At 71.9% G+C, this 26,261-nt stretch carries 22 protein-coding genes; 6 read left to right on the forward strand and 16 right to left on the reverse strand.

Annotation, left to right across the window (positions count from 1 at the left end; all coding sequences use genetic code 11):
• Position 1: 1 nt before the first annotated feature.
• The 10 genes from C6376_RS15160 to C6376_RS15205 all read right to left on the reverse strand — a co-directional run bounded on the left by C6376_RS15160 (position 2) and on the right by C6376_RS15205 (position 12,443).
• Positions 2–1,339, reverse strand: a complete 1,338-nt coding sequence (locus C6376_RS15160; RefSeq protein ID WP_107443905.1) for a hypothetical protein — start codon at positions 1,337–1,339, stop codon at positions 2–4.
• A 136-nt stretch (positions 1,340–1,475) separates the two neighbouring features.
• Positions 1,476–2,510 (reverse strand): glutamate ABC transporter substrate-binding protein, encoded by a 1,035-nt coding sequence (locus C6376_RS15165; RefSeq protein WP_107448977.1) that lies wholly within the window; start codon positions 2,508–2,510, stop codon positions 1,476–1,478.
• A 14-nt stretch (positions 2,511–2,524) separates the two neighbouring features.
• A complete protein-coding gene (locus C6376_RS15170; RefSeq protein WP_254076376.1) occupies positions 2,525–3,871 on the reverse strand; it encodes a hypothetical protein in 1,347 nt (448 codons plus the stop codon).
• A 396-nt stretch (positions 3,872–4,267) separates the two neighbouring features.
• Complete coding sequence (locus tag C6376_RS15175; RefSeq protein WP_107443907.1) at positions 4,268–5,239, reverse strand: N-acetylglucosamine kinase; 972 nt, start codon at positions 5,237–5,239, stop codon at positions 4,268–4,270.
• On the reverse strand, positions 5,230–6,495 hold the full coding sequence (locus C6376_RS15180; protein WP_107443908.1) for a 6-phospho-beta-glucosidase: 1,266 nt from the start codon (positions 6,493–6,495) through the stop codon (positions 5,230–5,232). Before C6376_RS15180 ends, C6376_RS15175 begins: the two co-directional genes overlap by 10 nt.
• A gap of 89 nt (positions 6,496–6,584) precedes the next feature.
• On the reverse strand, positions 6,585–7,478 hold the full coding sequence (locus tag C6376_RS15185; protein ID WP_107443909.1) for a carbohydrate ABC transporter permease: 894 nt from the start codon (positions 7,476–7,478) through the stop codon (positions 6,585–6,587).
• A gap of 4 nt (positions 7,479–7,482) precedes the next feature.
• Complete coding sequence (locus C6376_RS15190; protein WP_107443910.1) at positions 7,483–8,427, reverse strand: carbohydrate ABC transporter permease; 945 nt, start codon at positions 8,425–8,427, stop codon at positions 7,483–7,485.
• A 2-nt stretch (positions 8,428–8,429) separates the two neighbouring features.
• On the reverse strand, positions 8,430–9,779 hold the full coding sequence (locus tag C6376_RS15195) for an ABC transporter substrate-binding protein (RefSeq protein ID WP_173985645.1): 1,350 nt from the start codon (positions 9,777–9,779) through the stop codon (positions 8,430–8,432).
• A 123-nt stretch (positions 9,780–9,902) separates the two neighbouring features.
• Complete coding sequence (locus C6376_RS15200) at positions 9,903–11,114, reverse strand: ROK family transcriptional regulator (protein WP_107443911.1); 1,212 nt, start codon at positions 11,112–11,114, stop codon at positions 9,903–9,905.
• 216 nt (positions 11,115–11,330) lie between these two features.
• Positions 11,331–12,443, reverse strand: coding sequence for a mechanosensitive ion channel family protein (locus C6376_RS15205; RefSeq protein ID WP_173985646.1), 1,113 nt, complete (start codon positions 12,441–12,443; stop codon positions 11,331–11,333).
• A 324-nt stretch (positions 12,444–12,767) separates the two neighbouring features.
• Between C6376_RS15205 and C6376_RS15210 the strand changes: the two genes are divergently transcribed.
• A complete protein-coding gene (locus C6376_RS15210; RefSeq protein WP_057574627.1) occupies positions 12,768–13,304 on the forward strand; it encodes an HNH endonuclease in 537 nt (178 codons plus the stop codon).
• A gap of 98 nt (positions 13,305–13,402) precedes the next feature.
• Here C6376_RS15210 and C6376_RS15215 read toward each other — a convergent pair whose 3' ends face one another.
• The 4 genes from C6376_RS15215 to C6376_RS15230 form a co-directional block, all read right to left on the reverse strand.
• Entirely contained in the window at positions 13,403–14,146 is a 744-nt protein-coding gene (locus tag C6376_RS15215) for an ABC transporter ATP-binding protein (protein ID WP_107443913.1), read from the reverse strand.
• Positions 14,143–14,721, reverse strand: a complete 579-nt coding sequence (locus tag C6376_RS15220) for a hypothetical protein (protein WP_107443914.1) — start codon at positions 14,719–14,721, stop codon at positions 14,143–14,145. Before C6376_RS15220 ends, C6376_RS15215 begins: the two co-directional genes overlap by 4 nt.
• Entirely contained in the window at positions 14,718–15,644 is a 927-nt protein-coding gene (locus tag C6376_RS15225; protein ID WP_159083207.1) for a hypothetical protein, read from the reverse strand. The genes C6376_RS15220 and C6376_RS15225 overlap by 4 nt, the downstream gene beginning before the upstream one ends.
• 432 nt (positions 15,645–16,076) lie before the next feature.
• A complete protein-coding gene (locus tag C6376_RS15230; protein ID WP_107443916.1) occupies positions 16,077–16,496 on the reverse strand; it encodes a hypothetical protein in 420 nt (139 codons plus the stop codon).
• A 493-nt stretch (positions 16,497–16,989) separates the two neighbouring features.
• On the opposite strand from C6376_RS15230, the gene C6376_RS15235 reads away from it, so the two are divergent.
• The 4 genes from C6376_RS15235 (at position 16,990) to C6376_RS15250 (ending at position 21,872) form a co-directional block, all read left to right on the forward strand.
• Positions 16,990–17,181: a hypothetical protein gene (locus tag C6376_RS15235; RefSeq protein WP_057574850.1), complete on the forward strand. Its 192-nt coding sequence runs from the start codon at positions 16,990–16,992 to the stop codon at positions 17,179–17,181.
• A complete protein-coding gene (malQ, locus tag C6376_RS15240) occupies positions 17,182–19,365 on the forward strand; it encodes a 4-alpha-glucanotransferase (protein ID WP_107443917.1) in 2,184 nt (727 codons plus the stop codon).
• A 69-nt stretch (positions 19,366–19,434) separates the two neighbouring features.
• A complete protein-coding gene (locus C6376_RS15245) occupies positions 19,435–19,719 on the forward strand; it encodes a hypothetical protein (protein ID WP_107448979.1) in 285 nt (94 codons plus the stop codon).
• Positions 19,720–19,985: 266 nt separating this feature from the next.
• Positions 19,986–21,872, forward strand: a complete 1,887-nt coding sequence (locus C6376_RS15250) for a hypothetical protein (protein ID WP_107443918.1) — start codon at positions 19,986–19,988, stop codon at positions 21,870–21,872.
• 15 nt (positions 21,873–21,887) lie between these two features.
• Here C6376_RS15250 and C6376_RS15255 read toward each other — a convergent pair whose 3' ends face one another.
• Entirely contained in the window at positions 21,888–22,424 is a 537-nt protein-coding gene (locus C6376_RS15255) for a MarR family winged helix-turn-helix transcriptional regulator (RefSeq protein WP_107443919.1), read from the reverse strand.
• Between the two features lie 108 nt (positions 22,425–22,532).
• Here C6376_RS15255 and C6376_RS15260 point away from each other — a divergent pair, with 108 nt between their 5' ends.
• Positions 22,533–23,483, forward strand: a complete 951-nt coding sequence (locus C6376_RS15260; protein WP_173985647.1) for an EamA family transporter — start codon at positions 22,533–22,535, stop codon at positions 23,481–23,483.
• Positions 23,484–23,610: 127 nt separating this feature from the next.
• Here the strand turns inward: C6376_RS15260 and pepN are convergent, their stop codons facing one another.
• Positions 23,611–26,178 (reverse strand): aminopeptidase N, encoded by a 2,568-nt coding sequence (pepN, locus tag C6376_RS15265; protein ID WP_107443921.1) that lies wholly within the window; start codon positions 26,176–26,178, stop codon positions 23,611–23,613.
• Positions 26,179–26,261: the final 83 nt, after the last annotated feature.

Consider the following 26,261-nt stretch of genomic DNA (forward strand, 5'->3'; position numbering starts at 1 on the left):
GCTACTGCTCCCCCCTGTGGTCCTGAGGTCCGCCCTGCTCCGGCACGCGTGGCGCGGTGAGCAGTTCGGCGGCCGCCTGCTGGAATCGCAGGACGGCCTGTTCGGCGACGCGCAGATCGCAGGGTGCGCTCCACAGCATGCGGCGCGCCGCGTCGTAGCGCTCGATGAGGAACGGGTCCTCGGCGAGCCCGTGACGGGCGACCTTCGCCTTGTACGCGTCGAGACGGCCGCGCAGCTCCGCGCGGACCGCCAGCGGCTGGGTGACCGCGCCCAACGACTCGCGGGCGCGCAGCAGTTCGTCCTCCGCCTTCTGCTCCAGGGACTCCAGGAGCGGGGACAGGCGGTGCCACTGGGCGTGCCGGCGGTACTCGGCGGCCGTCGCGAGCTGCTCCTGCAGCGCGGTGGGCGGGCCGCTGACCACCGGCACCTCGGTGGCGGCGATCTTCGCCAGCACCTCGCCGCGCGCGGCACGCGCCTCGGCGAGGGTGCGGTCGGCGCGGCTGAGGACGTCCCGCAGCCGTACCAGCCGCTGCTCGGCGTCCTGCCGGACCGTCAGCACGGCGTCGATCTCCCGGCGCACGTCGTCCAGGGCGCGTGCCTCGCGGTCGTACACCGTGGTGTCGGGACGGCCGCCGCCCGGCGCCGAACTGCCCTGCGCCGGCGTCCAGTAGGCGAGCGGGTCCGACACCACCTGCTCGCGCAGGTCGGTCAGCGTGCGGGTGATGCGCTCCAGGTCGTCGCCCGCCGGGTGTTCGCCCGGGCGGACGCCGACGGAGTGCGCCAGCCGGCGGGTGCGCTGCAGCTCCGCGGCCAGTAAATCTATCCGGGCGGGAAGCGCCGACCACACCGCGTCGGCGGCCACGACCATGTCCAGCGACGACGCGTACAGCTCGTTCATCCGGTCGACGAGCGTCGTCAGGGAGAAGGTCTGGCTGAGCTTGCCCGTGCCGTGCAGCGTCGGCGCGTTGGCCGTCGAGGCCGTCGGACCCGCTAGCGATCCGGCGACGGTGACGGACTCGCCGCGCAGCAGTTCCGTCAGCTCCGCCAGGTCCTCGCGGCTGGACCAGCGGCGGCGCGAGCGGATCTCGCGGGCGCCGCGCAGGGCGGCCGTGTACGCGTCGAAGTACGCCCACAGCAGGGTGATCGACGTCTCCGCGGACGCCCAGCGCTCCTTGGTGACGCCGGTGAGCTCGGCGCCCTCGAGGAGTCTGCGGCCCGCGTGGTCCTGCAGGGCGAGAAGCGAGGTCTCGATCGCCTCGTGTTCCGCGCCGAGCCGCGCCAGCGCACGGTCGACCTCGTCCCGGTCCATGACCGGCCCGGGGGGTCCCGTGACGCCCATCGATCACCTCTCGCTGTCGTGTCGGTCCGCTGCTCTGTCCGCTGCCCGTCCTGCCCCGCCGGCCCCCGCCCGTCCTGCTCGTTCTGCCCGGTGCGTCCGCCGGCGGCCGCACCGGTGTGCCCCCCGAGGGCGGCCGTCAGCTCGTGCGCAGATACTGCGGCGGTGCGGGCGGCCTCGACGTGGCCGCGTCACTGCCCAGTGTGGCCGACAGCCACTTGTCGTACGACGTCTGCCAGCCGCTCGCGCTGTACGCCACCAGGATCTGGTTGACCCGGCGTACCAGATCGCTCGCGGTGCTCTTCATCGCCACGCCGTAGTACTCGGTGGTGAACGGGGCGCCCTTGAGTTCCACCGTCGGGTCCTGCGCGGCCTGACTGGCCGCGAGCGCACCGTCGGTGACCACCGCGTCGGCCTCGCCGAGCTGCAACCGCACCAGACAGTCGAGCTGGTTGGGGACGGTGGCGATGGTGGCGCCTGCGGCGAGCCTGCCGGCCTTCTGGTCGTCCGCCAGCCTGGTGTAGGCCGTCGAACCGGCCGCCGCGCAGATCTTCTTCTTCGCCAGTGTGGCGTCGTAGCCGGCCACGGACGAGGACTTGGGGGCGAGGACCTGCTGGCCGGTCTTGAAGTACGGGGCGGAGAACGCGACCTCGCCGAGCCGGCTGCAGGAGATCGTCATGGTGCGCACGATCATGTCGACCCGGCCCTCCTGGATGGCCGGGATGCGCTGGTTGGTCGGGATGGCCTTGAACTGGACCGCCTTCGGGTCGCCGAGGATGTCCTGTGCGATCCGGTGGACCAGGTCGATGTCGAAGCCCTCGAGTTCCGCGACGGAGTTGTTGGGATCGCGGTAGCCCCAGCGGTAGCTGTTCTGGTCGACGCCGACGATCAGCTTGCGCTTCTCGCCCTGCCTGGCCTTGATCGCGGCGATCGTCGGACCGTCCGCGCTCGACGGCGTCAGCGTCTGCTTCTCGGGGTCCTTGCAGGTGGCGTCGGCCGCCGGGGTGGCCGCGGCGACGCCCCGGCCGCCCCGGCCGGCTCCCGCGCCGGCGGCCGGTCCTGAGCCGGTCCACGGCAGCAGCAGCACGAAGGCCAGCGCGAGGGCGCACAGGCCCGCCATCGCGCCGACTCCGCCCCAGCCCCTCAGGCCCGCCCGCACACGTCGCACACGCATCGTCACGCCCCCCATCACCGGTACTCCGACAGCCTGCGGCCGATGCCGAGGACCGCGCCCGCCGCGCCGAGCACGGCGAGTGCCGCGGCACCGACCGGCAGCCCCGTCATCGCGTCCAGACCGCCGCTCGCCGCCTTGCGGAACTCGAGCCGCTCGTGCTCCAGTGCCGTGGCGAGATTGTCGTCGACGCTGTCGAAGCACGCGCCTGTCGCGTCCTTCCCGCCGATCACGAGGGCCAGCGCCTGCTCGTAGTTGCCGTGGTCGTCCTGCTCACGGGCGGCGGTGTGGCGCTCCTTCCACTCCGCCATGTTGCTCTCGGCCGATGTGACCGGCTTCTCGCCGGCCTCGTCGTCGGCGAGCTTCGCCGCCTGGGCGAGACCCTTGCCGAGGTCGGCCATGTCGGTGGTGAAGTCGTGGTCGTACTTGTCGAGCGTCACGTCCTTGCCGTCGGCCGTCACCTTCACCGTCTCGGCGCCGCGCGCCACCAGGGTCAGGTTCTCGTTCCCACGCGCCTTGAGGGAGGCGATCCGCGCGTCGTGCAGTACGTTCAGCGAGCGGACGCCGTGGTCGTAGGAGTCGTCGAGCCCGGCGCGGGCCACACTGTGACCGACCACCAGCCAGAGCAGCACGACCGTCGTCGTGGCCGTCGCGGCGACCAGCCCGTGGTTCAGAACGCGGTTCGTACGGCGGTAGTTGCGGTGCTGCGCCCAGGCCAGGCCGGCCAGCGCGACCACGCCGAGCGCGATCGCCGCCCACGGGTAGGGGGTGGCGTCCCCGTAGTCGTCCTGCAGCCGCCGGTTCTCGCTGTCGTAGAGTTCCTGGGCCGCCGGGAGCATCTCGTCCTGCATCTTCTGGTTGGCGTAGCGCAGATAGGCGCCGCCGACCGGGAAGCCCTGCCGGTTGTACGTCCGCGCGCGCTCCACCAGGCCCTTGTACTCGGGCAGCATCGTGTTCAGCTTGACGATGTACATCGTGGAGGCGGAGTCGGGGTCGGCGCTGTTGGCGGCGTTGACGAGCTTCTCGGCCGCGTTGTCGATGTTCTCCTCGTAGCGCTGCCGGGACGTAGCCGTCTCCTGGCCGCCCGCCAGGAAGCCGTCGGAGGCGGCCGTGTTGGCGCCGGCCAGCGAACGGTAGATGTCCGCCGCGGCCGAACTCAGCGGCTGGCTCTTGTTCAGCACGTCGTCGGCGGCGGCCGCGCGGTCGGTGGTCTGCCACGCGGTCACCGCGCCGAAGGCGAGGACGAGCAGGGCGAGGACGGCGCCGATGACACGCAGCCGCCCGGGCTCGGTGGTCGCCGCGGCTTGGACCCTGTCGACGCCCTCGGCGAACGCCGTCCGGCGCGGGCCGGACGGCGTCGGCACAGGCGCCTTGACCGGCGGTGGTGCCGTGCTGGTTGCCGGATCTGCCACTGTTCGACCTCCCCCATGGTCATCTCCCGCCGGTCAGTATCCCTGGCGGGAGCGGTACTGCGCACCGGCCTTCACTGGATCTTGATCAGATCGCAGTCACCCCTGTCCATGAATACGCCTGGGGCGAGTGTTCGGTTCCTTCCCGGGGGCGTGCGTCGGTTTCGGCGCGCGGGGCGTCGTGGCTGGTCGCGCGCCCGGCTTCCGCGCCGGAGCCGCGCCGCCCGCGACGCCTTCCGCGCCCTCGGCGGAAGGCTCGGCCTTCGAGGCGGGGGTGCCCGACTCCGCGGGGCGGGGGCGTCGAGGATGCCGAGGACGGGGGCGTCGAGGTCTGCCGAGGACGGGGGCGGCTCACCCTTCGAAGAAGGCGCGCGTTCGGTCCTGCGCCGCCGCCTCCGCTCCCGTCCGGTCCAGGCCCAGCAGCGCCGCCCCCAGTACGGGCCGCGCCCGCACCACGTGCGCGACCGCCTTCGGGGCGCGCGCGGCGAGGAGTTCCCGGACCCGGTCGTCCAACTGTCCGTGGCCCGCGGTCAGGACGCCGCCGCCGAGCAGCACCGGCGTCTCCTCCTCCAGCAGGTCCAGTCGGGACAGGGCCACCGCGGCCATCGTCACCACCTCCTGGGCCAGCCGGTCGACGATCGTGCGCGCCACCGGGTCTCCCTCCGCGGCCGTCGCGAAGAGGACCGGGGTCAGTTCGTGGCGGCGGGCCGGCGGGACGCGTTCCAGGTGCAGGGCCTCGATCAGCGCGTACATGGACGGGAGTCCGAAGTGGGCCGGAAGCGCCCGCGCCAGGTCCGTCGGTCCGCCCCTGCCGTCCGCCGCCCGCGCCGCGTGCCAGAGGGCCTCCTCGGCCAGGCCCCAGCCGCCGCCCCAGTCGCCGGACATGCGGCCCAGGGCCGGGAAGCGGGCGGTGCGGCCGTCGGGGCGCATGCCCACGCAGTTGATGCCGGCGCCGCAGACCACGGCCACGCCCCGGGGCTCGGCCACGCCCGCCCGCAGGATCGCGAACGTGTCGTTGCGGACGTCCACCGACGCGCCCCACGCGCGCGCGTGCAGCGCCGCCGCCAGGTGCTCCTCCTCCACGGGCAGGTCCGCGTTGGCCAGACAGGCCGAGACGTGCGACGCCGCCGTCACCCCGGCCGCCCCGTACGCGCGCGTGACGGTGTCGGCGAGGGCGTCCATCGCCGCCGTCACGCCCACCGCGGGAGGACGGAAGCCCTCGCCGCGGGCCGTGGCGAGGACCTCCCCGTCGGCCGCGACCACCGCGACGTCCGTCTTGCTGTTGCCCGCGTCGATCGCGAGGACTCTTGCCGTCAGGCCCACGCGAGGTGCTCCCGGTTGTGTGCGATCAGCCGGTCGGTCAACTGCTCGGCGTACGCGAACTGGCCGATCAGGGGGTGTGCGAGGAGCGCCTTGAACACCCGGTCGCGACCGCCGTGCAGGGCCGCCCGCAGGGCCAGGTCCTCGTAGGCCGTCACCTGCGCCGTCAGACCCGCGCAGAGCGGATCGAGCGGCGTCACGGGGAGCGGGGTCGGGCCCTTCCGGCTCACGGCCGCCTGGACCTCGATCACCGCGTCGTCCGGGAGGAAGGGCAGCGTGCCGTCGTTGCGCGTGTTCACCGCCTGGTAAGGGCTGCCCGTCCCGGTCAGCAGCGCCGCGGCCAGGTCCACCGCGGCCTCCGAGTAGTAGGCGCCGCCGCGCTTCGCGAGGAGCTCCGGCTTCTCGTCCAGCGCGGGATCGGCGTACAGCGACAGCAGCCGGTGTTCCATCTCCGCCACTTCGGAGGCCCGCGAGGGCTTGGCGCGCAGTTCGCGGACGACCTCGTCGTGCGCGTAGAAGTAGCGCAGGTAGTAGGACGGGACCAGGCCGAGACGGTCCAGGAGCGGGCGGGGCAGCCGCAGGTCGGCGGCGATCGTGTCGCCGTGACCGGCCAGCAGGCGGGGCAGGACGTCCTCGCCCTCGGGGCCGTGCAGCCGCACCCCGGTCTCCCAGGTGAGGTGGTTGAGGCCCACGTGGTCCAGGTGGACGTCCGCGGGTGCGACGTCGAGCAGCGCGGCGAACCTGCGCTGGAGGCCGATCGCCACGTTGCACAGGCCGACGGCCTTGTGGCCGGCCTGGAGCAGCGCGCGGGTGACGATGCCGACCGGGTTGGTGAAGTCGATGATCCAGGCGTCCGGGTTGGCCCGGCGGACCCGCTCGGCGATGTCCAGGACCACCGGGACCGTGCGCAGCGCCTTCGCCAGGCCGCCCGCGCCGGTCGTCTCCTGGCCGACGCAGCCGCATTCCAGGGGCCAGGTCTCGTCCTGCTCGCGGGCCGCCTGGCCGCCGACGCGGAGCTGGAGCAGCACGGCGTCGGCGCCCTCGACGGCCCGGTCGAGGTCGTTCGTCGTCACGATCGTGCCGGGGTGGCCCTGGCGGGCGAGGATGCGCCGCGCCAACCCGCCCACCAGCTCGAGGCGTTCGGCCGACGGGTCGACGAGGACCAGCTCCTCGACGGGCAGCGTGTCGCGCAACCGGGCGAAGCCGTCGATCAGTTCGGGGGTGTAGGTCGAGCCGCCGCCGACCACGGTGAGTTTCACTTCGAGCCGCCTCGCTTCGCTGTGCCGGGGTCGGCGATCATCGGCCGGGGGTACGGGGGTTGTTCCCCGTGAGGACTGCGCATGCCTTGTTAACCCTTCACTCCGGTGAGGGTGACACCTTCGACGAACGCCTTCTGCGCGAAGAAGAACACGAGGATCACGGGGGCCATGACCAGCACGGTGGCCGCCATGGTGAGGTTCCAGTCGGTGTGGTGCGCTCCCTTGAAGGACTCCAGGGCGTAGGAGAGGGTCCACGCGTCCGGGTTCTCGGAGGCGTAGATCTGCGGGCCGAAGTAGTCGTTCCAGGCGGCGAAGAACTGGAAGAGGGCCACGGCGGCGATGCCGGGCTTGGCCATCGGCAGGACGACCTTCAGCAGGGTGCGCAGGTCGCCGCAGCCGTCCACCTTCGCCGCGTCCAGGTACTCGCCCGGGATGGTCAGCAGGAACTGGCGCAGCAGGAAGATCGAGAAGGCGTCGCCGAACGCCAGCGGGATGATCAACGGCCACAGGGTGCCGGACAGGTCGAGCTGCTTGGCCCAGAACAGGTACATCGGGATGACGACCACCTGCGGGGGCAGCATCATCATCGAGATCACCAGCATGAGCGTCAGGTTCCGGCCCCGGAAGCGGAACTTGGCCAGCGCGTAGGCGACCGGGATCGACGACACCACGGTGAGGACGGTCCCGAGGCCGGCGTAGATCAGCGTGTTGCGCCACCAGGTGAGGAAGCCCGGGGTGTCGAAGACCTTCCGGTAGTTGGCCCATTCCCAGGTGTGCGGGATCAGGTCCCGGCTGAGCGCCTGCGAGTCGCTCATCAGGGAGGTCAGGAACACGAACACGAACGGGAGGGTGAAGAAGAGCGCGGCGGCGACGCCGAGGGAGTGCACCGCGATCCATTCCAGCAGCGCCCTGCGGCGGGCGGTGCGCTCGGCGGGCGTGGCGCGTGCCGTCAACTCCGCCGGACGGTCGAGTACTTGCGTCATGGGGTCAGTCACCTGCCTGGAGGAGCCCGCCCCGGCGCCGCATCAGCAGCGCGGTGAACGCCATCGACAGGGCGAACAGGACCAGGGCCACGACGCACGCCGAGCCGTAGTCGAAGCGCTGGAAGCCGAGGTTGTAGACGAGCTGGGGGAGGGTGAGGGTGGAGTGCTCCGGGTAACCGGGCTCGAACATGGTGCCCGCGCCCTGGATCACGCCCGAGGCGACCTTTCCGGCGACCAGGGGCTGGGTGTAGCACTGCATCGCCGCGATCACGCCGGTCACGACCGCGAACATGATGATCGGCGAGATGTTGGGGAGGGTGACGAACCGGAACCGCTGCCACGCCGAGGCGCCGTCCAGTTCGGCTGCCTCGTACTGCTCCTTCGGCACGTCGAGCAGGGCGGCCATGAAGATGACCATCAGGTCGCCGACCCCCCACAGGAACATCAGGGTGAGCGCGGGCTTGGACCAGTCCGGGTCGTTGAACCAGCCCGGTGCCGGGATGCCGACGTTCTCCAGCAGCGAGTTGACGGGGCCGGTGCCGGGGTTGAGCAGGAACGCGAAGGCCATGGTCGCCGCCACCGGCGGGGCGAGGTAGGGCAGGTAGAACAGGGTGCGGAAGACTCCGGTGCCGGTCTTGATCTTCGTGATCAGCATGCCGATCCCGAGCCCGAACAGCACTCGCAGGGTCACCATGATCACGACCAGCCACAGGGTGTTGCGCAGCGCCGGCCAGAAGAAGGGGTAGTGCTCGAAGACGTACGTCCAGTTCTTCGTGCCGCTCCAGGTCGGCGGCCGGAAGCCGTCGTAGTGCATGAACGAGAAGTAGACGGTGGAGATCATCGGGTACGCGAAGAAGACCGCGAAGCCGATCAGCCAGGGCGAGAGGAAGGCGAGCGTGCGCAGGGCCGAGCGCCGGTGCTTCGCCCTCAGCGTATGGGTCGTCGCCATCGCTACTTCGCCTGCGCGATGTCCGTGTCGATCTGCGCGGCGGCCTTCTTCAGCCCGGCCGCCAGGTCGGTGACCTTGCCGCTCTCGTAGTCGTAGCCGAGCTGCTGGACGGTCGTCAGGTAGACGCCGCCGTTGACCGAGGCGGGGGAGGTGGTGGAGTTCGGGTTCGCGGCGATGTCCAGGAACGTCTTGAACCGCGGGTCGTACTTCAGGTCGGGGGACTTCAGGGCGTCCAGGGTGGAGGGCACGTTGTGGATGGCGTTGGAGAAGGCGACGACCGCGTCCGTGTCGGTGGTCATGTACTTCACCAGTTCCCAGGCCGCGTTCTGCTTCTTGCTGGTGGCGGCGATGCCGGCGATGGTTCCGGTGATGTAGCCCTTGCCGTACCGGGCCGCCTGGTCGTCCGGGACGGGCAGCGGGGCGACGCCGATCTCGAAGGCGGGCTTGGCCTCCAGGGCCATGCCCAGGCGCCACTCGCCGTCCAGCTGCATGGCCACCTGGCCGGTGTGGAAGGGGTGCTTGGGGCCCCACTCGTCGCCGAGGCCGGCGCGGAAGGTCTCCAGCTTCCTGAACCCGCCGAGCTCGTCGACCAGCTTCTTCTGGGTGGTGAAGGCCGCCGCGACCGCCGGGTCCGTGCCGATGGTCGACTTGCCGGACGCGTCGAAGTAGGTCGGCCCGAACTGGCCCATGTAGTGCTCGGTGGTCGTCTCCCAGCCGTGGTAGTTCGGCATGAAGCCGAGCTGCTTGTAGGTGGCGCCCTGGGTGATCGTCAGCTTCTTGGCGTCGGCCTCGAACTCGGACCAGGTCTTCGGGGGAGCGGTGATGCCGGCCTTCTCGAACGCCGTCCGGTTGTAGTAGAGGCCGTAGGCGTCGCCCAGCAGCGGGACGGCGCACCGGTCGCCCTCGAACTGGGTGTACTCGTTCATCGCCTTCGGGAACGTCGTCGCCGGGTCGATGTTCGCCTTCTTGAAGAAGGGGTTGAGGTCGACCAGGGCGCCCGACGAGCAGAACTTGCCGACGTTGTTGGTGGTGAAGGACGAGATCACGTCGGGCGCCGTGCTGCCGCCGGCCCGCAACGCCTGGTTGATCTTGTCGTCGGTCATGTTGCCGACGACCTTCACATGGACGTCGGGGTGCGTCTTCTCGAAGCCGGCGACCAGCGCCTGCACGGCCTTCACCTCGTTCGGCGCGCTCCAGGCGTGCCAGAAGGTGAGGGTCGTCTCCTTCGACGCGTCGTCGCTCGCGTCGGAGGCGGACTGGCCGGTGCAGGCGGTCGTGCTCAGCAGCAGAGCGGTGGAAACGGTGAGGGCGAAAGCCGCTTTTCGGACTACCTGGGGTATGCGTGTGGGCATGGCGGAGCCTTCCAGGGACAGGACATGACGGGGTGAGGTGAGGTGAAGAGGCGGAGGAGGACTCCGCCGCGGGTCACGGGGTCACGGAATGACGGGTGAGGGGTGCGGGGTGCGGGGTGTGGCTCAGCGCGAGGTGTCGAAGACCTCGTCGCGGGTGGCGGCCAGCGCGCTCTCCAACGCGCCGCGCAGCACGGGCCGTTCGGTGACGTCGCCCATGACCAGCTTCGGCCTGGAGGCGGCCAGCTCCTCCAGTTCGTCCTGGACGAGGGCGCGCAGCAGTTCGCCGCCGGCGGTCAGGGAGGCGCCGCTGAGGACGACGAGTTCGGGGTCGAGCACGGAGACCAGCGAGGCGAGACCGGTCGCGAGCCGGGTCGCGTAGGTCTGCAGCAGCAGCCGGTGCAGGGCGGTGTCCTCGGCGGCGGCCCGCCGTACGAGCGCGGCGGCGACCTCGGCGTACGGCCCCTCGGGGACGTCGTCGATGCCGAGCTCCCGGGCCAGCCGGGGGATGGCCTGCGAGCCCGCGAGCTCCTGGTAGCCGCCGCTGTTGGCCTTGGTCACCTGACGGACCAGGGGCGCGCCCGGAACCGGCAGGAAGCCGACCTCGCCCGCGCCGCCGGTCCACCCGCGGTGCAGCCGGCCGCCGAGGACCAGGGCGGCGCCGAGCCCGCCCTCGTTCCACAGCAGGACGAAGTCCTCGTGGCCGCGGGCCGCGCCGAGCCGCTGTTCGGCGACGGCGGCGAGGTTGACGTCGTTCTCGTACTCGACCGGCATCGGCAGGGCTGCGGCGAGGTCGTCGAGCAGCGCGGGGGAGTGCCAGCCGGGCAGGTGGGAGGCGTAGCGCAGGCGACCGGTGGTGGGGTCGAAGGCGCCGGGGGTGGCGACGACGAGCCGGCGCACGTCGTCCCGGGTGAGGCCGGCGGCCTTGACGGCGCCGTCGAGGGCGTCGGTGACCTGCCGTACGACGGCTCCGGCGGTGTTCCTGCCGGGTGTGGGCACCTCGTGCGCGCCCACGGTCCGGCCGGTGACGTCGGCGACCGAGGCGAGGACGCGTTCGGGGGTGACGTCGAGCCCCGCGGCGTACCCGGCGGCCGGGTTGACCGCGTAGAGCTGGGCGTTGGGGCCGGGCCGCCCCGCGGTGGTGCCGGTCGCGAGGACCAGTCCCGCCGCCTCCAGCCGGGCCAGGAGCTGTGAGGCGGTGGGCTTCGACAGGCCGGTGAGCTTGCCGATGCGGGTGCGCGACAACGGGCCGTGCGTCAACAGGAGGTCGAGCGCGGCGCGGTCGTTCATGGCGCGCAGGACGCGCGGGGTGCCCGGCGTGCCGGCGGTTCCTGCCATGGGGATCGACACCTGCCTCTCTGAACTGCCCAGCTTCTCAAGTCCGCCGGACACACGTCCACATCCGGTCATTGTTAGGAAAGTTTCCTATCGACTGGCAGGAACGTAGACCCGCCGGGAAGGGGACGTCAAGGACTGAAACGGCGAAAGCTCCCGGGTCGACGAAGTCGTTACCCGGGAGCGCCCTGCCTCGAACGTGTGTGCCGAACCGTTCCGCTACATCGGCGAGGGGGTGGTCGTCCCCGCGCGGGGCTGGGCGATCGGCGTCGCCGCCGACGACTGCGGGGACTCCGTGTTGGCGAACGCGGAGGGCGCCGCGACCGCCGCCGAGGAGTCCGCCGGGTCCTCCGTCGCGGGGGCGGTCGCGCCCCCCACGATGCGGATGTCGGCCGCGTCGAAGGCGCGCTTGACCCGCCAGCGCAGTTCCCGCTCGACCGTCAGGGACTTGCCCGGCATCGTCTTCGCGGAGACGCGGACCACCATCGAGTCGAGCAGGACGCTGTCCAGGCCGAGGACCTCGATCGGGCTCCACAGGAGCTCGTTCCAGGGCTCTTCCTTGCTCATCTTCTCGGCGACCTCGTCCAGGGTGGATTTCACCCGGTCGAGGTCCTCGGACGCCTTGACGGTCACGTCGACGCCGGCCGTCGCCCAGCCCTGGGAGAGGTTGCCGATCCGCTTGACCTCGCCGTTGCGGACGTACCAGATCTCCCCGTTGTCGCCGCGCAGCTTGGTCACCCGCAGCCCCACCTCGATGACCTCGCCGGAGGCCACGCCCGCGTCGATCTGGTCGCCGACGCCGTACTGGTCCTCGAGGATCATGAACACGCCGGAGAGGAAGTCGGTGACCAGGTTGCGCGCGCCGAAACCGATGGCGACACCCGCGACACCCGCCGAGGCCAGCAGCGGGGCCAGGTTGATCTCGAAGGTGCCCAGCACCATCAGCGCGGCCGTGCCCAGGATCAGGAAGCTCGCCACCGAGCGCAGCACCGAGCCGATCGCCTGCGAGCGCTGACGCCGCCGCTCGTTGTTGACCAGCAGCCCGCCCAGCGCCGTGCCGTCGACCGAGGCGACGGTGCGGTTCATCCGGTCGATCAGCTTGGTGATCGCCCGCTGCACCACCACTCTCAGCACCACCGCGATCACCAGGATCAGCAGCACCCGCAGACCGATCGCCAGCCAGGTCGACCAGTTCTGCTCGACCCAGCTGGCCGCGTTCGTCGCGCTCTCCTGGGCATCCTGGAGGGACGGGACGGTCACCGCGGTCGGCGACTCCGAGGGAGTCGGCGACGGCGACGCGTCGGCGGCCAGCAGGACGGCGGGCAAGGACACGGCAGGTACCTCCAGGTGCTGCACTGCTCCGTCCGGCGCGGCGGTCGAGGTCGACGCGCCCGGCCAGGTCACGGAAAGGTCACCGGACAGACAGAACCACCACACTAACGGGGCATCGTGCGTGGTTCGGCGCGATCGGTGAAGGAGAGACGGTCCTCACCCGTGCTTGAACAGGCCGTGATCCTGGGGAGACAACAGGGTGTGGTCGAAAACACTCCCAGCCCGTTACCGGGACATGGTGGCGCGGTCAGCGGGCGAGAGGGGAGACTGACCACAGATCGTCCCGGCGCGAGCCACGCGCCGCCGACGCCCAAGGAGGCATCCGTGCCGCACGTCCTGGTCCTCAACGCGTCGTACGAACCACTCGGCGTCGTACCGCTCCGCCGCGCGCTCGTCCTCGTCCTGGAGAACAAAGCGGTCTCCCTCGAGGAATCCGGCGCCTTCCTGCACAGCGCGACCGTCACAGTCCCCGCACCCAGCGTGGTCCGGCTCAAGCGATTCGTCCGGGTTCCCTATCGTGGGCCCGTCCCGCTGACCCGTCGGGCGCTGTTCGCCCGGGACGGGGGCCGGTGCATGTACTGCGGTGGCGTCGCAACCAGCGTCGACCACGTCGTCCCGCGCAGCCGCGGGGGCAAGCACGTGTGGGACAACGTCGTGGCGTCCTGCCGCCGCTGCAACCACACCAAGGCCGACCGGCACCTCGTCGAGATCGGCTGGCGGCTGCGGCACAAGCCTGCCCCGCCCTCCGGCCTCGCCTGGCGCATCATCGGCACGGGCCATCGGGATCCGCGCTGGCTGCCGTACCTGCAGCCGTACGGCGCGGACGACGCCCTGGCCAGGATCGACGGCATCTCCGCCTAGGGTCTGTCAGGCGTCCCGTGCGGCTGTGAGTGCTGCCGGGGCCGCCCGCGGAGCCCGCCCGGGGCTCCGGCGGTCGGCCCACCGGTCGGCCCCGGGCGTCAGGCGGCGACGTTGTGGCTTCTCAGCAGCGCGGTGTACGCCCCTTCGGCGGCGCGTCCCTCGACGGTTCCGGGCGGAGTGTGGGCCAGGAACGTGTGGGTGTCGCCGTGGTGCAGGACGGACCCTCCGTACATGACCGTGACGTGGTCGGCCTCCTCCGCGAGGTCGGCGACGTCGTGCGTGGACAGCAGGACGCGCACGTCACCGGTGAGCCCGCGCAGGATGTCGCGGAACACGCGGCGCTGGTAGGGGTCCATGCCGGCGGTCGGCTCGTCCAGCAGCAGGACCCGGGCGCCGTGCACCAGCGCCCCGGCCACGCCGACGCGCCTCAACTGGCCGCCGGAGAGCTGACTCGTGCGGGCGTCGATCTTGTCGGTCAGCTCCACACGGGCGAGGGCCTTGCGGGCCTGCTTCCAGGCGTCCGTGCGGTTCATGCCCTTGAGCCAGCCGATGTAGGCGACGTACTCGCGGGCGGTCAGCGTCGGCATGGGCACGATGTCCTGCGGCATCCAGGCCACGGCCTGCCGGTACGCCGCGGTCCCCGCCGGCGCGCCGTCCAGGGCGACGCGTCCCTTCTGGGGGGTGGTCACCGAGGCCGCGAGCTTCAGCAGCGTCGACTTGCCGGCCCCGTTGGGACCGAGCAACACGGTGAGGCCTTCCGGCAGGCTGTAGGAGAAGTCCTGGAGGACGGGCTGCTTCCAGCGCCGGTAGCCGTAGGTGCAGTTGCGGAGTTCGAGTGTCACGCTGTTTTCCTCGACGAGCGGATCTGGGCGGCGAGTCCGAGGGCGAACACCACCAGGGAGGCGGCTGCTGCGAACAGGTCGTCCGCAGGGAGCGCGATGACGGTCCACGAGCGCGGGACGTTCCCGCGGAACCCGATGACGGCGACGGTGACCAACCATCCCACGGGGAGCATCACGGCTCCCTGGCCGACCCAGGCGCGTCCGAGCAGCATGAGGCCGGTCAGGAACAGGGCGTTGCGCCCTCCGGTCGTGGCCGTCCCGGTTCCCTGGAGGGCGGCGACGACGACGCTGCACAGTACGGCGGTCGCCACGACCGCGGTGACGAGCAGGTTGTCGAGCCGGGTGACGGACCGTACGCCGGAGACCTCGGCCGCGGGCAGCCGGGACTCCAGCATCGCCATCAGGATGGCGAACAGGGGCACCGGGACGAACAGGGCGAGCGCGACCCTGGGGCTGCCGGTGATGGCCGGCAGCAGCACCGTGGTGTCCTGGACGGCGTAGAGGGCGGCGGTGAAGACGACCAGGGCGAGCGGCAGCAGCGTGTGCCCCCGCCGCGCCTTGAACCACCATCTCACGACGCGTTCGCCTGACAGGTGTCGAGCTTCTGCTTGATCCACTTGGTCTGCGCGGCCGCGGGTTCGGCCAGCACACGCGTGACGTCGGCCTTGATCTGCTTCTCCAACTGCCGGTCCTCGGGGTTCATGCCCTCCTGCTCCCGGCGCATCTGGTAGGCCTCCGCCTGCCCGGTCTTCGTGGCGGCCCACAGCCAGGCCGAGTGCGCGGTGCGGACGTCGACCTCCTTGCAGCGGAACTTCAGCGAGCGCACCACGACCTGGTACACCGCGTCGCCCCGCTGCACGGGCACGGTCAGCATCATGCGCCATTCGGTGTCCGTGGACGCCTTCTGGTGGCGGCCGTCGACGTAGCCGTCGGTGATCAGCCGAGGCCGGGCCGAGGTCGCTCCGGCGTCCCGCAGCACGCTGAGCGCCTTGGCGCTGGCGCTCTGCACCTCGGGCAGATAGCGCTCGTTGAAGTCGGGCACGCACATGCGCGGCGCGCTGCCGGTGCACGCCATCGCCACGTTCCCGGTGGTGATCGGCGGAGTGGCCGACCAGTCGGCGGTCAGCCGGTAGGCCCCGACGGCGCCGGCCACGGCGACCGCGGCGGCGAGGGCGACCCGGAGCAGGCGCCACCCGTAGGGCAGCCAGAGGAGGAGCAGTCCGACGGCGATACCGCCGGCCAGCAGCATCGGGGCAGCCGCCGTGACGAACCGGGGCACCTCGCCGAAGCCGATCGTGCCGAACTGCCCTGACACATGGCGGGGCCAGTACGGCAGCATCGCCCGGGTGAAGGCGACGAGGAGCCAGTCGGCCACGGCCAGGATCGGCGTGGCGATGATGCGGGGAACCCGGCAGCCCACGGCGAATCCCACGATCGCGTGTGCGACGCATATCACCATTGCCGCGAGCGGCAGGCGCAGGCTGTCGAGGCTGGGCATGGTCGTCGACCGTGCGAGTGAGACCGCGGGGGGAAGGAGCAGAACCAACCACGAGAGCGCGATCACCGGGGCCAGGATATTGGCCGCGATCCGGTAGCGCGAACGGGCCGGAGCCAAGGCCCATATCCGTGCGCTTTTCAGGCGGCCACTCTCCCAGCAGGAAAGTCCTGCGGCTGTCGCATAAGCCAGCGCGTACAGCGTCATCAGCGGCTCTGCGACAATGCTCGGCGCGTAATGGAAATAACTCGAGAGAGGGGCTGTCTGGCCTACGACATAGTAAAGGAATGTCAGTAGGAGAATAATGGGTGCAGCCCATCGCACACTACCGCTGCGCAGAGTGGTGCTGAATTTCATGCAGTCTCACCGAACCACTTGTCGGCCGGAGAGGGGCGCCCCGTGCGGGACGCCCCTCAGGGCTGGTCTGTCAGCCGTCTAGTCGGCCTTGGTGGTGTCCACCGACACCGTGCGCACGCTCAGCTGGGGGCCGAAGGTGGAGCCCCCGATCTTCATGAGCTTGAAGTAGTAGTCCCGCATGCCGGAGGGCAGGTCGGTCCACTCGCCGTTGCTCGTACCGCCGTTGAAGCAGGCGGTGAACGTCTTGTTGTCGTAGGCCTCGTCGGGCTGGAACGAGATGTCGTTCCAGATCTGCACGTCGGTGCTCTTCGAGCCGTCGGTGGTGCACCCGGTGAACTTCACCTGCGAGTACAGCTCGTCCGACCAGCGGCGGGACTCGAAGCTGGCGCTGGCGCCGGTTATGGAGCTGCTCCAGTTGGCCTCGGCGATGGGAGCCATCGCCAGAGTGATCACGGCGGCCGTGCCGACGATCGTGGAAATGCGCGTACCGCGCTTCATGCTTTCCCCTGTTCCTTGCGCGTAAAGCACGGGGTCAGGCACTTGTGAAGTTGAGAACACACTTCCCCCACATCCCCCGTCCCCCGTGTGGCTGAGGGTTCTTCAGCCTGTGTCTGGAAAGTATCAGTCCACTTCGTGAAAGGTCAACTTCTTTCAAAGTGTGCGCTGTTGGCCTCATCGCCCTCGTCGAGTTGTCTAAAGTGGGGCGATTTTTCACCGTCTGGATTGTGGCGGGGTGTTCCGAATTCACCCATTGATCTTGTCGGTGTCGGTGTCGGTGTCGGTGGCGCGGCCGCGTTGCTCGGCACCGGTTCGCCGCGTCGCAGGTGTGAACCCGACGCGTCCGCCGCCATGGCACCCGGATGCGGCACGGGGATGTGGCAGCGTGTGACGCGGTGCGTCGGCAGCGGGACGTTCGAGGGGACGTCTGGCCCGGCGTTCGCTGGGTAGGGCTGCGGTAACCGATGTCGTATCCGATGAGGAGGCCACCGTGATCGCGCCGCCCCGGTCCAAACGCCCGGCGGAGCTCTCCGCCGCCACCGAAGACGTCCGTCTGTGCGCCTTCAGCGCCGAAGGCACCTGCGCCGAACCCCCGCTGACCAGCGAACCCCCGTTGCCCGACGCCGAGCCCCTGACCAGCGAGCCGCCGCTCGCCGCCGCGGACTCCGACTCCACGAGGCCGTAGATGACCGCACCCCCCGGGGAAGAGCTCGCCCGGCTCGCAGCGCTGCACGGCGTGGCCACCTCCTACCAGCCCTCCGTGGACCGCACGGTCACGGCCTCCGCCGGCGCCGTCACCCGCGTCCTGACCGCCCTCGGCGTCGACGTGGCCGGACCGCAGGCCGTGCGCGCCGCGCTCGCGGCCCGGGAGGCGGAGCTGCGCGAGCGGCTGCTGCCACCGACCGTGGTGTCCTGGAGCGGCAGCCCGCCCGAGGCGCTCGCGGCTCTCCCCGAGGGCAGTCGGCTGCACGTCGAGACGGAGCAGGGCGAGAGCCGTGACGGCGTCGGGGAACTCCCGCTCGGGGTGCACCGGTTGACGGTCACCGCACCCGACGGGCGCAGGGGCACGTCCCATCTCGTCGTCGCCCCGGCCCGCCTGCCCACGCCCGCGGGACGGTCGTACGGGCTCCTCGTCCAGCTGTACTCGCTGCTCTCGCGCCACTCCTGGGGCATGGGGGACCTGGGCGATCTCGGAGAACTCGCCGGCTGGGCGGGACGGACGCTCGGCGCCGGATTCGTGCAGGTCAACCCCCTGCACGCGGCCGTGCCCGGCTCCCCGACCGATCCCTCCCCCTACCGGCCCTCCTCCCGGCGCTTTCCCGACCCGGTGCACCTGCGCGTCGAGGACGTCCCCGAATACGCGTACGTCCCGGACGACGCCCTGCGCGCCGCGCTGCTCGAGCGGGCGGGCCGACTGCGCGAGGCCGTCCTCGACGGGGGCGAGCTGATCGACCGGGACGCGGTGTGGCAGCTCAAGCGGGAGGCCCTGGAACTCGTCGGCCGCGTGCCGCTCGGCCCCGGCCGGCGCGCCGCCTACTGCGACTTCCTCGCCGAGCAGGGCCGGGCGTTGGAGGACCACGCCACCTGGTGCGCCCTCGCCGAGGTGCACGGTTCGCAGTGGCGGCGATGGCCGGCGGCGCTGCGCGACCCCCGCTCGGCCGAGACCGCCCGCGCGCGGGGCGAGTTGATGGACCGCGTCGACTTCCACTCGCGGCTCGCCTGGCTCACCGACGAGCAGCTCACCGCAGCCCAGCGCGCCGCGCGTGAGGCCGGCATGCCCGTCGGGATCGTGCACGACCTGGCGGTCGGCGTGCATCCCGAGGGCGCCGACGCGTGGGCGCAGCAGGAGTACTTCGCCGCAGGCATGTCGGTGGGCGCCCCACCGGACGCCTTCAACGCCCGCGGCCAGGACTGGGGCCTGCCGCCCTGGCGCCCCGATCGGCTGGCCGCGTCCGGGTACGCCCCCTACCGGCTGCTGCTGCGGGCGCTGTTCCGGTACGCCGGCGCGCTGCGCATCGATCACGTCATGGGCCTGTTCCGCCTGTGGTGGGTCCCGCAGGGCGAGCCGCCGACCGAGGGCGCCTACGTCCGCTACGACGCCGAGGCCATGCTCGCCGTCCTGGTGCTGGAGGCGTCCCGGGCCGGTGCGGCGGTGATCGGCGAGGACCTCGGCACCGTCGAGCCGGGGGTGCGGGAGGCGCTGCGCGAGCGCGGGGTGCTCGGCACGTCCGTCCTGTGGTTCGAACGGGACTGGGAGGGCGACGGACGTCCGCTGTCCCCCGACCGCTGGCGGGCCGACTGCCTGGCCACCGCGACCACCCACGACCTGCCGTCCACGGCGGCCCGGCTCACCGGCGAGCACGTCGAACTCCGCGACCGGCTGGGCCTGCTGACCCGGCCGCTGGAGGAGGAGCGCGCGGCGGCCGCCAACGACACCGCCGAATGGCTGGCCGAGCTCAGCCGGCTCGGACTGCTGGCCGGCACCGGCGGCGGCGACGCCTCCTCGGAGGAGGCCGAGGTCCAGGCCGTCCACCGCTTCCTGGTGCGCAGCCCGGCCCGCATGATCGGCGTCTGGTTGCCGGACGGCGTCGGCGACCGCCGCCCGCAGAACCTTCCCGGCACCTGGGACCAGTACCCGAACTGGCGACTGCCGATCGCGGACGCCGAGGGCCGCCCGGTCACCCTGGAACAACTGGCGGCCTCCCCGCGACTGCACGCGCTGATGGACGTCCTGCGGGAGCGGCATCGGGAACGCCCGTCCGGTGGTCCGTCGGGTGGCCCGGATGGCGGGCCGCCCGGCGACACGGTGGAGCAGCCGTCCGGCGGCCTGCGGGGCGAACCGTTCGGCGACGCCCGGGAGGAGGCGTGACGGCTGTTCCGCGTCCCGGACGGCACCCCGGACGCGCGCGCCCCGACGCCGTTCGCTAACTTGGGCACCGTGGACAAGAAGAACGCCCTGCGCGCCGGCGCCCTGGCTGCCGGTACGACGCTGATGATGCTGCTCATGTCGTCCCCCGCGCTCGCGGCGACCCGCGACGACGGCGACGACCCCGGCCCGGGTCTCAGTGTCGTCGAGACGCTGGGCCTCTACGTCGTGGCCCCTCTCGCACTGTTCGCGCTGATCGCCGGACTGGTGTGGGTCCTGGACAGGTCGAAGGACCGGGGCGACGACACCAGCTCCAACATCTCCGTCCGGGCGAAGGCCGACGCCGCCAAGGCCTAGGCTCCCGTTCTCGGCACGCTTCCCGAGGGCGCCGGTCCCACCGCGCGTACGTACAGACCGTACGCAGCGGGACCGGCGCCCTCGCTGTGCCGGATGCGTGTCCGCTCGCGGCCCGGGTCGGCGACAGGTGTCGGCAGGCGGCCCGAGCCGTGGGCCCGGTCGGGACGCGAAATCCCTCGACGGCCCGGGAAAATGCGTCGACAGGCCGGGAATCCGGCGGGCAGGCTGGTGCGCATGACCCACGGAATCGAGTTCCCCACCGTCCGGTGAGCGCCCCGGACGATCTCCCGCCCGCGCTGTACGAACAGGCGCTGGGCCTGCGACGGCAGTCCCCGGAGGGCCTCCCGCCGGGCCGCGGTTTCGACCTCCCCGGCTCCCCGGCCGAAGCGCGTGCGGGGGAGGCCACGCTGTCCCACAAGGAGGCGGCGGCCGTCGTCCCGGGAGCACTGGACCCGCTGCCGGCGGACGCGGCGGCCCTGCACCGCCGGTTCGCCGAACTCGGCGTCCGGGCCTGCCACCGCAGGGCGGTCCTGCACGCCGTCGCGGCGCTGCCGCTGCCGGCCGAGCAGCGCCCGGCGGCCCGCTCGCTGGCCCGGCAGCTGACCCGGACCGGCACCACCGTGCCCGCCGTCACCGTCGGCCTCGCCCTGCTCGCCCGCGTGGGCGAACCCGAGGACGTCCCGCACGTCTTCGTGCTCGGTCTGGTGCGTTCCCTCGCCGGCCCGGCTCTGCAGGCCCTGGACGTCCTCGACCGCCGGGCCGGCGCCGTCGTCACTCTGGTGTCGTCGGTCGGCCGCGGCGAACTCCGGCCGCTGGTGAGGGCGTTGGCGACGGCGGACGAGGCCGCCGTCCGCCGGGAGCTGACGGCTTTCCCCGCCGGTCCGCACCTCCTCGGTGCCGGGACCGCCCGGCGCATCGCGGAGGCCGCCCGGCTGCACGACCTGCTCGCCGCGCATCCCGCCGACCCGGAACTGCTCGCGCGGGCGGGTCTGCTGCTCGTCCGGATCGCGTGCGCGGGCGACGCGCCGGGCGAACTCCTCGCCTACCGGGACGCGCCCGGCGTGTACGAGACCGTCGTCGGCCGGGCCGGTCTGCTGGCCCCGACCCTCGGACACCACGCCATGCTGCTTTCGCTCGCGCTGAGCCTGAGCAGCGGGACCGCAGTGCTGCTGGACTGGCCGCCCGGCCGCCGCGAGACCCTGCTGGCAGCCCTCGACAGTCTGTTGGCCCGACCGGCGTGGACCTCCCTGACGGACCCCGTCAGCGTGTTCGACCCGGCCGGCGGATCTCCCGAGGCCGCCACGGCGGGCGTTGCCGAGGTGGATCCGGACACCGCTGCTGCCTGGCGGCGGCGGGCCGGCTGGATCCGGCGTACCGGACGGCGGCCGTTCACCGGCGCGGCCACGGCCGGCGGCAGGCTGCGCATCGAGATCGTCGCCGGCGACCCGGAGGGCGAGCGGGCGCCCCTGGAGACCCGCATCCTCGTGGACGGTCGGCCCCTCGTCCCGGCGCTGTTCCCGTTCGGTCCGGCGCACAGTCCGGAGATCCTGCTGGACGAGGGGATGCTCCGGGCGGACACCGAGCCTCGCCGGGTGCGGCTCGCGGAGGCCTGGTGCACCGAGGGGTGCTGCGGTGCGCTGCACGTCACCGTCCGCCGCGACGGCGACGAGGTGGTGTGGGAGGACTGGCGGCGCCCGGCCCTCCCCGGCAGCCGTGGGCCCGCGCCCGCGGTCCCCGCCCTCCGCTTCGACGCGGCCGCCTACGACGCCGAGATCACCCGGGCGCTGACCGACGGCGACTGGTCCTGGCGGGCTCGCCGGACGGCCTGTCTGCTCAAGGCCGGGCTGACGGCACGCCCGGAGCTGCTCGCCCGGTGGGACGCGCGCCGGGGCTGGATCGGCACGGGCTTCGACGACCCGGACACGGTCAAGGTGAACTTCTGGTACCGGCCGGGCCTCGCCGCCGGGCACCCGGAAGGGGACGCCCTGGTGTTCCAGTGGGCCGTTCCGGACGACGGCGCGCCACCGGAGGAGCAGGCGGCGGCCGCCCTGCGCCGGCTGGCCGAGGAGGACCCGAAGCACTACAGCCGGGTCAACGGCGGCACCCGCGAGCGAGCCGAGGAACTCGGCTTCGCCTGGCCCTTCGACACCTGAGCGGAGCGGGCGTCGTCAGCTTCGGGGCGTTTCCGTGGACAACAGCAACTCCCGTAGCAGGTCGGCCAGTCGGCCGGCCTGTTCGGCGTTCAGGGCTGCGGCGAGGGCGTCCGTCTGGACGGCGAGGCCCGCGCCCACGGCACGGTCGACGAGCTCCAGGCCGCGGTCGGTCAGCGTCACCTGGAGGCCGCGGCGGTCGTGCGGGTCGGGGGAGCGGCGCAGCAGCCCGGCCCGTTCCAGCTTGTCGAGGCGGCCGGTCATGCCGCCGGTGGTGAGCATCAGCGTCGCCGAGAGCTGGCGCGGCGAGAGGGTGTAGGGCTCGCCGGAGCGGCGCAGGGTGGCGAGGACGTCGAACTCGCCGCGGGCGATGCCGAATGCCGCGTACGCCTGCTCCGTGCGGTCGCCCATCGCGCGGGCGATCCGGCCGATGCGGCCGAACACCTGCATGGCGGCCGTGTCGAGGTCCGGCCGCACCGTCGCCCACTGCTCGGCGATCGCGTCGACGGGGTCCTTACGCGAAGGGGCCGCGGGCGTGGGGCGCTGGCTGCTCATGGGGTGAGTATCCGCCCGTCTTCGGTGACCCGCAAGAAAGTGGATCACGAACTAGCGGATGAACAGTAAGTGGCTTGCAAGTAAGTAGCTTAGCGCTAAGTTATCTGTATGAAGAGGTCAGCGAACGTCCTGCTCACCGCCCTCGCCCCGGTCTCCTGGGGCACCACCTACGCCGTCACGTCCGAGTTCCTCCCGGCCGACCGGCCCCTGTTCACCGGCCTGATGCGGGCGCTGCCCGCCGGGCTGCTGCTGCTCGCGCTCGGCCGGGTGCTGCCGCGCGGAGTCTGGTGGGGCAAGGCCGCGGCGCTCGGCGCGCTGAACATCGGCGCCTTCTTCCCCCTCCTCTTCCTCGCCGCATACCGGCTGCCCGGCGGCATGGCGGCCATCGTCGGCTCCGTCGGCCCCCTGTTCGTCGTCGGTCTCTCGGCGGTGCTGCTGAGACAGCGGCCCACCGGGCGGACCCTGCTCACCGGGGTGGCGGCCGTGTTCGGCGTCAGCCTCGTCGTGCTGAAGGCGGCCGGGGCGCCGGATGCCCTCGGGGTGGTCGCCGCCCTCGCCTCCACGGCCTCGATGTCGGCCGGGACGGTCCTGACGAAGAAGTGGGGCCGTCCGCAGGGCGTCGGCCCGCTCGCCCTGACCGGCTGGCAGCTGACCGCGGGCGGTCTGCTCATCGCCCCGCTCGCCCTGCTCGTCGAGGGCGCCCCGCCCGCGCTGGACGGCCGCGCCCTCGGCGGCTACCTCTACCTCGCCCTGGCGAACACGGCCGTCTCGTACTGGCTCTGGTTCCGCGGCATCGGCCGCCTCAGCGCCACCCAGGTCACCTTCCTCGCGCCGCTCTCGCCGCTGACCGCGGCCGTCGTCGGCTGGGCCGCGCTCGGGGAGTCGCTGACCCCCGTGCAACTGACGGGCATGGCGCTGGCGTTCGCCGCGACGGTGGCGGGACAGCTGGCGCCGCGGCGGCCGGCCGTGCCGACCGCGTCCCGCCCCCGCGAGGACCTCGGGGCCGCCGCCGACCGTCCTCCCGCCCGGACGGCCGCTGGGACGGCCGCGGGGAGGTGAGCATGCGGCGAGGGCGCCCGGTGTGAGATCACCGGACGCCCTCGCCGTCGTCCGCGCGCCGACGCACGCGCCGCGTTCCGCACGCGCTCCGGCCCGTGCGCGCCGCGTTCCGCCGTACCGTTGCCGGCTACCGCGCGTCGGCCGCCTGGGCCTTCAGCGCGCGCTCCACGCCGGAGCGGGACTCGGAGACGAGGCGGCGCAGGGCCGCGTTCGGCTCGGCCGAGGCCAGCCAGGCGTCCGTGCTGTCCAGGGTCTCCCGGGAGACCTGGACCGCCGGGTAGAGGCCGACCGCGATCTGCTGGGCGATCTCGTGCGAACGGGACTCCCAGATGTCCTTGACGACCTCGAAGTAGCGGTCGGTGTACGGCGCGAGCAGCTCACGCTGGTCGGTCTGGACGAAGCCGCCGATGACCGCCTCCTGCAGGGCGTTGGGCAGCTTGTCGTCCTCGACGACCTGTGCCCACGCCTCCGCCTTGGCCTCCGGCGTCGGACGCGCGGCCCGCGCGCTCGCCGCGTGCCGCTCGCCGGCCGCCGTGCGGTCGCGCTCGTACTCGGCGGCGATCTCCGCCTCGTCGAACCGGCCGACCGCCGCGAGCCGCTGCACGAAGGCCCAGCGCAGCTCGGTGTCGACGGCGAGGCCCTCGATCGTCTGTGAACCGTCCAGCAGGGAATCCAGCAGGTCCAGCTGCTCGGGCGTGCGGGCGGTGGCCGCGAACGCGCGCGCCCAGGCCAGCTGGTGGTCGCTGCCCGCGGCGGCGGACCGCAGGTGGGCGAGCGTGGCGTCCGTCCAGCGGGTCAGCAGGGCCTCACGGGCCGTCGGGTCGGCGTACAGGTCGACGGCGAGCTTGACCTGACGGTGCAGCGACTGGACCACGCCGATGTCCGACTCCTTGCCGATGCCGGACAGCACCAGGGACAGGTAGTCACGGGCGGGCAGTTCGGCGTCCCGGGTCATGTCCCAGGCCGACGCCCAGCACAGCGCGCGCGGCAGGGACGCCTCGAAGTCGCCGAGGTGCTCGGTGACGAAGGCGAGCGACTGCTCGTCGAGGCGGACCTTGGCGTACGACAGGTCGTCGTCGTTGAGCAGGACGACGTCCGGACGGCGCTTGCCGACCAGCTGCGGAACGGCCGTCAACTCGCCGTCGATGTCCAGTTCCACGCGCTCGTCGCGCAGCAGCTTGCCGCTGTCGCCGTCGAGGCCGTACAGGCCGACGGCGATCCGGTGCGGGCGCAGGACCGGCTCGCCCTTCGCGCCGGCCGGGAGCGCCGGGGCCTCCTGCCGGACGGCGAACGAGGTGATGACGCCCTCGGCGTCCGTCTCGATCTCGGGCCGCAGGACGTTGATGCCGGCCGTCTGCAGCCACTTCTGCGACCAGGTGGCGAGGTCGCGGCCGGAGGTCTCCTCCAGTGCGCCGAGCAGGTCGGACAGCCGCGTGTTGCCGAAGGCGTGCCGCTTGAAGTACGCCTGCACGCCCGCGAAGAACTCGTCCATGCCGACGTACGCCACGAGCTGTTTCAGGACGGAGGCGCCCTTGGCGTAGGTGATGCCGTCGAAGTTGACCAGGACGTCGTCCAGGTCGCCGATCTCGGCCATGATCGGGTGGGTCGAGGGCAGCTGGTCCTGCCGGTAGGCCCAGGTCTTCATGGAGTTGGCGAACGTGGTCCACGAGTGCGGCCAGCGCGAGTTGGGCGCGTACGCCTGGCAGGCGATCGAGGTGTAGGTGGCGAACGACTCGTTCAGCCACAGGTCGTTCCACCACTCCATGGTGACCAGGTCGCCGAACCACATGTGGGCCAGCTCGTGCAGGATCGTCTCGGCGCGCAGCTCGTACGCGGCGTCGGTCACCTTGGACCGGAACACGTACTGGTCGCGGATGGTGACCGCGCCCGCGTTCTCCATCGCGCCCGCGTTGAACTCCGGCACGAACAGCTGGTCGTACTTCTTGAACGGGTACGCGTAGTCGAACTTCTCCTGGAACCAGTCGAAGCCCTGCCGGGTGACCTCGAAGATCGCGTCCGAGTCGAGGAACTCGGCGAGCGAGGGCCGGCAGTAGATGCCGAGCGGCACCGACTGCCCGTCCTTCTCGTACACGCTGTGGACGCTGTGGTACGGGCCGACGATGAGCGCGGTGATGTAACTGGAGATCCGCGGCGTCGGCTCGAAGACCCAGACGTCGTCCTTGGGCTCCGGCGTCGGGGAGTTGGAGACGACGGTCCAGCCGGTCGGCGCCTTCACGGTGAACTGGAAGGTCGCCTTGAGGTCGGGCTGCTCGAAGGACGCGAACACCCGACGGGCGTCCGGCACCTCGAACTGGGTGTAGAGATAGGTCTGTTCGTCGACCGGGTCGACGAACCGGTGCAGACCCTCACCGGTGTTGGTGTACGCGCAGTCCGCCACGACCCGCAGGACGTTGCGGCCCTCCAGCAGGCCCGGCAGGGCGATCCGGGAGTCCTGGAACACCTCTTTTGGGGCCAGTTCCTCCCCGTTGAGCGTCACCTCGTGGACGGTCGGGGCCACCAGGTCGATGAAGGACGCGGCACCGTTTTCGGCCACGTCGAAGCGCACCGTGGTCACGGACCGGTAGGTTCCGCCCTCCCGCGCGCCGGAGAGGTCGAGATCGACCTCGTACGAGTCAACGGTGAGCAGCTTCGCCCGCTGCTGCGCCTCTTCGCGAGTCAGGTTTGTGCCAGGCACGCGGTCATCTCCTCGATATGTGTCGGTTGCGCCATCCTTCCACGAAGTCTGGCCACTGCGCGGTGGCAACAGATTGCCTACCG

Source organism: Streptomyces sp. P3 (assembly GCF_003032475.1).
Classification (GTDB): domain Bacteria; phylum Actinomycetota; class Actinomycetes; order Streptomycetales; family Streptomycetaceae; genus Streptomyces.